At 42.2% G+C, this 7,407-nt stretch carries 7 protein-coding genes; all 7 read right to left on the bottom strand.

From position 1 onward, the window contains the following. Positions 1–1,258 (bottom strand): fibronectin type III domain-containing protein (locus VMW39_01855; GenBank protein HUW22764.1); only part of this gene is annotated, 1,258 nt, incomplete at its 3' end. Positions 1,259–1,521: 263 nt separating this feature from the next. Then, entirely contained in the window at positions 1,522–2,103 is a 582-nt protein-coding gene (locus VMW39_01850) for a response regulator (GenBank protein ID HUW22763.1), read from the bottom strand. After that, a complete protein-coding gene (locus VMW39_01845) occupies positions 2,103–4,175 on the bottom strand; it encodes an ATP-binding protein (protein HUW22762.1) in 2,073 nt (690 codons plus the stop codon). Before VMW39_01845 ends, VMW39_01850 begins: the two co-directional genes overlap by 1 nt. Positions 4,176–4,188: 13 nt before the next feature. Then, positions 4,189–5,496: a 3-oxoacyl-[acyl-carrier-protein] synthase III C-terminal domain-containing protein gene (locus tag VMW39_01840; GenBank protein ID HUW22761.1), complete on the bottom strand. Its 1,308-nt coding sequence runs from the start codon at positions 5,494–5,496 to the stop codon at positions 4,189–4,191. Positions 5,497–5,887: 391 nt separating this feature from the next. Then, positions 5,888–6,244, bottom strand: coding sequence for a hypothetical protein (locus tag VMW39_01835; protein ID HUW22760.1), 357 nt, complete (start codon positions 6,242–6,244; stop codon positions 5,888–5,890). Between the two features lies 1 nt (position 6,245). Then, entirely contained in the window at positions 6,246–6,998 is a 753-nt protein-coding gene (locus VMW39_01830) for a type II toxin-antitoxin system antitoxin SocA domain-containing protein (protein ID HUW22759.1), read from the bottom strand. A 103-nt stretch (positions 6,999–7,101) separates the two neighbouring features. Continuing rightward, positions 7,102–7,407 (bottom strand): hypothetical protein (locus VMW39_01825; GenBank protein HUW22758.1); only part of this gene is annotated, 306 nt, incomplete at its 5' end.

Genomic DNA, 7,407 nt, shown 5'->3' with positions numbered 1-7,407 from the left:
TCCCGTCATCACCAGGCGCACTCCAGGATAAGTTTATCTTCTGGTCTATCTCTCCCGGTGAGGCGGATAGATTAATTATTGCTGCTGGACGAATATCCTGCGCCCAGGTTGTCGCTCCATTGGATATTTCACTCCAGTTACTTGCGTCGTCTGCCGTCCAGATTCTGAAATAATAAGTCGCTCCCTCTTTCAAACCTGTAACTGTAAACGATTGAGCGTCCCCGGGGTTAACGCCACTTACTAAAGTAGATATTTCATAGTCAGTAAGATTCCAACTCTTGGTATAAGTGGCGTAGTCTATCCTGTATTCCCCATCCAACGTGCCCGTACCCCCATCATCACCCGGAGCCTTCCAGGAAAGGTCGATAGCCCCTCCTTCAGTTCCGGGTATAGCCGATAGGGTGGTAATTGCCGCTGGAGGAGTATCATCACTGGCGGTGACAGCATTGGCCTGGTTGAAACTGGCAGTCTTAGTATCAATGGGCGAAATAGTCCCTATATCGTCCCTGCTTTTTATGGCAAAATAGTAAGTATTGCCGGGAGATAAACCTCCGATGATGAAGGTTTCAGTTTCACCTGGCTCTTTTGGTGAACCTCCATCTAATCCAGTAAGAGTCTGAGGATGATTCCACCAAACAGTTGTATCTCCTACGTCATTCACACTGAAGGTTGAGTACTTCAAAATGTAGGAAGAGACTTTACCGCCTATTGCGCCATCTTCTGTGGGCGCAGTACAACTTAAGTTGATTGAACCTTCTGCCGTACCCGGGATGGCTTCTAAATCTACAACTGCGGCAGGAGGAATAGCCGGCGCCCATGTGGTTGCCCCGTTCGATATCTCCGACCAATGATCGGGATCCTCATCCCTTGTCCAGATACGGAAATAGTATGTAGCTCCCACGGTAAGGTTTGATACTTCCCGGTATTGGTCATCTCCGGGATTTACATTTGAGGTGGGAATAGAAATCTGATAATCGGTGGGATTCCAGGTCTTGGTATAAGTAGCGTAATCTATTCTGTATTCACCGGTTAATATGCCGGTGGTCCCGTCATCACCAGGCGCACTCCAGGATAAGTCTATCTTCTGGTCTACCTCTCCGGGTGAAGCCGATAGATTAGTTATTGCTGCCGGGGGTGTTGTATCCTGGGACCAGGCTAAAGCGGGGACGCAAACTACAAATAAGGAAATAAGAAACAATGCATAGCACAGACGCGTGAATCCAGCCAATATGCGGTATGAACTTGAAAATACTCGCATGACTCCATCCCTTATAAGCAAAAGCGTATTCTAATCGGGACGAACCGTCCGGGCCAATCCCGATGACCGTTTTTTCTGCCCCTCTTTCTTCCATGGTCCTCATTTAAAAAGTGCCCATAAAACTGTCTATTGAAATGTCCCCCAATATTGAAATTAACACATATTCACAGAGAGGTCAAGTACAAACTTCATCATTTTTATCGTCTTGAATTTGCTTTTCAGAAAGGAAACTCTGGGAAGGATTTCTTAAGATTTTATCATAACTATCTTTCGCTCTCCAGTCGCATCCTCCTTTCCCTATATGCCGCTGCCAGAATCTGTTCTCCCTGTTCCAGAAAACAGAGCTCCATATACCTCAAATAATCAGGGTCGTCAACAGAACCTTTCTCAAATAGATATTTTTCCTCTAACTGCTGCTTTTCGATTCTGAGTTGAAGCCCCAGAAATCCCCCTTTTGACTTCAAGGCTGCATTTATCCTGATTAGCAGATATTCCGGACAGGCTTTTGGCACTACCGCAAACAATCCTCGTGAGAAAGCTTCTTTTATAAGCTCAATCTTTCCTTTGGTATGAGCTGCCGTGTAAACTATTACGGGAACTTCCTTTGCCAGGCACCAGTCTCTAAGTTTTTTGAATAGTGCTCCTCCCGTGATTCCGGGCATATCGAGGTCCAGGATAATCGCGTCAACCGGACTCAGTTTTCCTACACTCATTTTTCCCAGAATCATAAGAGCCTTTGTGGGATCGTCAATGCTGGAGACTTCATATCCGTTCTTCTCCAGTAGGAGCTTAGTTGACTGATTGGTCTCCTTTTCATCATCAATTATGAGGATGTGTGGCGCCATCAATTACCTCCCCGCGCTTTCGAGTAGATTTTCCTCTGCTTAAAAACAGGTAGTAAAACAGCAAATGTCGTGCCTTTGCCAACTTCGCTTTCCACTTTGATTTCTCCTGAATGTAGAGCTACTATCTCTCTAACAATGGTCAACCCCAAACCCGAACCTTCTACTATCTGGTCTCTGCCTTTTGTCTTAAAAAAAGGATTAAATATTCTGGGTAAATCCTTCCCTGGTATTCCCTGCCCTGTGTCACTCACTTCTATCTTAATGTCCTGTCTTTCGGAAGACGTACTTATTTCTACACCCCCTTTATCGGTAAATTTTATTCCATTCTGTATCAGGTTTCTAATCAGGCGCTCTATGCTCTGCTCATGACCATAGGCCAATGGCATCTCAACTTTCCTTTTAAACCTGAGATATATCTCTTTCTTTTTTGCCTCGGGCGTGAAGTCTTCCGCTATTCTATTTACCATCTCTATTATGTTAAAATGCTTAAAGACAAATTTCTTCCTTATGTGGTCGTATGCCATCTGGCTTAATTGATACATATCGCTCAATCCCTGGGCAACAAAGTCAACGTTTTTCTGGATAATTTTTAGATACTTCTCTTTCTCTTCTTCACTCAATTTGCCTTGAAGCATAAGATATAGATAAGTCTGAACAGGATCAAGAGGAGTGCGTAAGTCATGGCTATATCTATAAACCAACAGCGACTGCTCATAATTGAAGAAGGAATAACGAAACATTACTTCAGCGTCTCTGGCTATCTGGGAAAGTATTTTAAGGTCCTGTCTGTTATAGATTTCTCCTGAAACTTTATCACCAAGATTCAATATGCCTTTTAACTCATTATCTATGTAGAGGGGAACGCTGATAGCAGCTTTTACCCTATCCATCTCCTCGACTACAGGCTCGTGTCCGGAAAAAGACGGTTCTATTTTCAACACTTCTTTAATCACAATAGCCTTCTCTTTCCTAAGGCGCGAAACCAAAGGGCCTTCTTCTTTAAAGAAAATCTCTTCTACTCCTTGCCCTTCTTCGAAACCAGTATGTGCTTTTACAAAATAAGATTTATCATCTTCATTATGAATCATAAAATTACAATATTTCGCGCCAATGGTATCGGCAACGTCTTTAACCAGGCTCTCCGACAGTCTATCCAGACTGAAAATCGAAAACCACTTATCACTAATCCTACGAAGTTTCTGCTGATATTCATATTTGCTCCCCAGGATAAATGGCCGGAAGAGCGTTCTTAAAGGTCTGTAAAGAAGAGGCGAAGCAACGGCAGTCAGAGCAATCATGGCTATCATAGTTGGAAGCGAGAAGAACAATATTCCTATAGTTATAAAAATGGCAGCCGGGATTGACGAAGAAGCCAGGCGAACGGTAGTGTCTCTTATCACAAAAGTAATGTCCATAAGCTGTAATGTAACGATTGCATAAGCAATTACCAGGAAGGAACCCAAAATGAAGAACACGCCAATAGGATAAACTGCAACGCCATAATTAATAAAATATTCAAGAAGTGCAAAACAGTAAAGGCAAACTGCTGAAAAAACGAATTTATTCTGATTTCGTGCAAGGGCCGAACGCTCCGGGTCAACCATCGAGGCTTTAAGGAAAGTTAAACCTCGCCAGGCCGCTATACCCACGAAGATTAAATAAATAGGATGAAGTGAACCAGCCTTTCCATAAGCTCCCCAGCTAAATTCATTATGCCCGGCAATAAATATATTAGTTGTCCAGAGAAGAATTAACCAGAAAAGGCCAACAAAGTAAAAAAGACGAACCCGTACCATCTCTCTTTTAAGACGAAGAAATTGGACTACAAAATGGTAGTATGTAAATGGAACAAACAGAATCAATGAATAACCTGCTCTTGCAATTAAGTCTTTTTGCACATCCGTTCCGGCATAATATATAGCAAACCAGCAAGCCTGCCACCAAAAGGTCTCAAAACAAAGTAAAGCGAAAGACCTATTCACAGATGACTTAAGATTTTTCGAAAGAACAAAACCACCCAACAACAAAGCCAAAACCGCACAAAGAAGTGGGGAAATGGCGTAAGGATTCATAATCTCTCCCAATCTAATATCTTAATACTAACCCTCCGCCGGTAAACCCTGCCCCATAAGTCACCACAAGAAGAAGATTGCCCTTTTTCAGCCGTCCTACATTGACGGCTTCATCAAGAAACACAGGCACTTCAGCAGCAGCGAGATTACCATAACTTTCAAACCGGCTAAAAGTCTTTTCGCGAGGAATCTTTAAGAGCTTCAAGGAATAATCAAACAAAGGCTTACTGGGATAGTGAAGGAAAAATAAATCAATGTCTTGTAATTCGACCTTGGCTTCTTTTAAAAGACGCTTGGTAACAGGAACGAGATAAGAGTCCATAATGGCGAAGAATTTCTTCTGGTCAGGCGACATATAGAACGAAGCCTTATATTCTTCAGGGATATCTTCTGGAATTATAGACCATGGATGGGGAATATAGATTTTTGAATAGTGACGCCCGTCAGTCCAGAGAATATTTCCTAAGAACCGACTCCGATGATGCGACTCAAGGAGGATTCCACCCGCCCCATCGCCAAAGATTGCTCTATGCATAAGATTATGATAGAAGATTCGCGAACCCACTAAAGAGCTTGCCAAAACCAAAATCCTTTTCTTGCCGGCATCAAGGTAACGCAGCGCTATATCAACTGCAGCAAGCCAGCCCGTGCAGGACATCGAAACTCCGAAAGCAGGGCAGGAAGCGCCAATCTTAGACTGAACTGCAGTTGCAGTATCAGGCTCAACCGAGTCTCCAACATCTGCACTGCAAATAATATAATCAAGTTCCTGAGGTAAACATTCGGCTTTTTTTAAAATCTTTTTAGCCACTTTAGCCATCATATCTGCTGCGGTTTCATCCGGAGCTGCAGCTCTCCTTTCCCTCACGCCAAGACCACGCTCTATGGCCATTGGCGTTGCCTTGAGGCCAGCGTCAATGATATCCTGATTTGTTATCACCTTTTCCGGAAGATAACTTGCCGTTATAATGCTTGTTGCCGCTCCCAGAATTTTTCTCAAGCCGCAGAAATCGCGATGTCCTAAACTTAAAAAGCGAATCCCACAGCGAAACTTTCCATTATTGACTATGGGTCTATTCCACGCTACCTGCGCCAGCGCTTCTATTGGGGCTAAAGAATAGCCAATAGTTACTTCCATCAATGAAGAAACCTGTAGAGGATTTTCTAAAACAGCGGACAGACCTCCCTCGCTCAAATCGGCGGTCTTTCCCCACAAAGTTGAGGGAATAGTGGGAGCAATCTTCTTAAGTGTGAGCTTTATGGGAAAAGAAATCCTGACCCTCGCGTGCGTCCTTTTGTGCGAAACCTCTTCTCTTTTCATTCCTATCTCCTTTCTGATATTGAAGTCAACACTTCAAATGGACAGGCCTTTTCCACAAATAAAAAAGGGGTGCATATCGACCCCAGTAACGTGTGACGAAAACTGAGAACGACTGCCACCCCTCGCCCTTTCGGGCACAGTGACAGCCTGCTCCGCAGTCACACGTTAGAGGCTTAGCCTCTTTGCGGAAAGGCCTTATTCAATTTTCAATTAAAGCTTTCTGTATCTCGATTCTTTCTTGATACTGCCATAAAAAGCCAAATTTGTCAAGCGAAAACCAAAACCTCTCTCCTTTAATGCTTAGATTTAAGGACTGCCAGATTTTGGAATTTGCTTTGGGCAAAATCAAGGCAATACTGAATATTTCTTTAAGGTTTTATGGACAACTTTCTTAGAAGGACCCCACGTAGTATCTTAAGATTCTTTCTCTATCACAAACCCTGTCGTCTTTTTCCTTATAGTATATTTCAGCAAACTCGACTTTTTGTTCTGACTCAAAATAAGCATACACAATCCTGATACCACTTCGTGATCCTTTCCCTTTAAGAGCTTTACATCTAAAGTGTTTGACTTTATATATTTCAGTGCGAATACCTAAGCCACTCACTCGAACAATAACTGGCGCATATCCCCGCGGGCTTCTTTCTAATACCTGTTTCAACACATTTAAATCTTCTTCCAAACTACGATATCTCTTAAGTAATTTCTTAAATTCTCTATCAAACTCAGGCAAAGCGGTAAATTGCATTTTATTCTTCAGGATAAGTTCTTACCGAGTAAGCGGGTCTCCTATAAAACACAGTGTCATAATCAATAATTTTTCTGTCTTTTGTCACTTCCCAAGGAATATCTTGATGGGAGTGATTCTCTATTGCAGTAGCATTCATAGAAGATAATCTTTCAATTACCTCTTCTATTACTTTCATTTCCCTCCCATCTAACATTTTCAAGTCAGGCTTTACCAACGGTATGTATTTTTTTTGAGGCATCCCAAAATATTCAGTAGGAATTTTTTTTACTTGCCCTTTTTCTATCATTTCACTGATAACTATGTTAAAATTACATGGCGCGGGACCATAGCTAATTTTTCTATAAGCTTCACCAGTCAAGAAATCTTCATAAAGTTCGTAATAATCAAAATCAACAAAATAAAGCAATTTAAAAAGAACTGTCTCCCCTACATTGGGTTTTGCCCCACATTTTTCCAAAATATAAAGCAAAACTTGCTTGAATTTCCCCTTATTGAATTTAGGTTTATTGAATTTCTTCTTGGGTGCACGACACTTCTTTTCTAAATCACGACTTAGCAAATCATCCATCGAAACTCCAAAAATCTTTGACAATTTCGCCACTTCTATACTACTCACCTCCCGTCGACCTGACTCAATCTGTGAAATAGAAGGCCGAGGCAAACTCAATCTGGCTGCCAATTCCTCTTGTGAGAGGTCGAAATCTTCTCTAAATTTCTTAATTCTCTTACCCAACTCTTTCTTCGTAATCATACCTTTCACCCCCGTCGGCACTGTAATAGAATAATACATTCTATGTAACATTTTACCACAGAACGAAAAGGCTGTCAAGTACTTTTTAGTGTATGAACGATGTTTAGGAAGTGCCTAAAAGGGGTCTATGACGAGACTTTTTTATGTCTCTATATTTCCAGCGGGTTCCTGCGGGAGTATCTTCCAGAATGATTCCTGTCTTTTCCAAATCCCTGCGAATCTTGTCTGCTTTCTCCCAATCCTTTCTTTCCCGGGCAGTATCCCGCTGGTCAATAAGCTTTTCGATTTGGAACTCATCCATTCCTGCCTTTTCTATAGCCTTCTCTTTCAGAAACCCCAAAAGAGAACCCATGCTTCTTAAGGCTCTATCCGCCCCGAGAAGAAAGGGGAGGTCAGGATTCTTTTCAGA

Source organism: bacterium, from assembly GCA_035530055.1.
GTDB lineage: Bacteria > UBA6262 > WVXT01 > WVXT01 > WVXT01 > WVXT01.
This window is presented reverse-complemented; position numbering and strand designations above follow the sequence as displayed.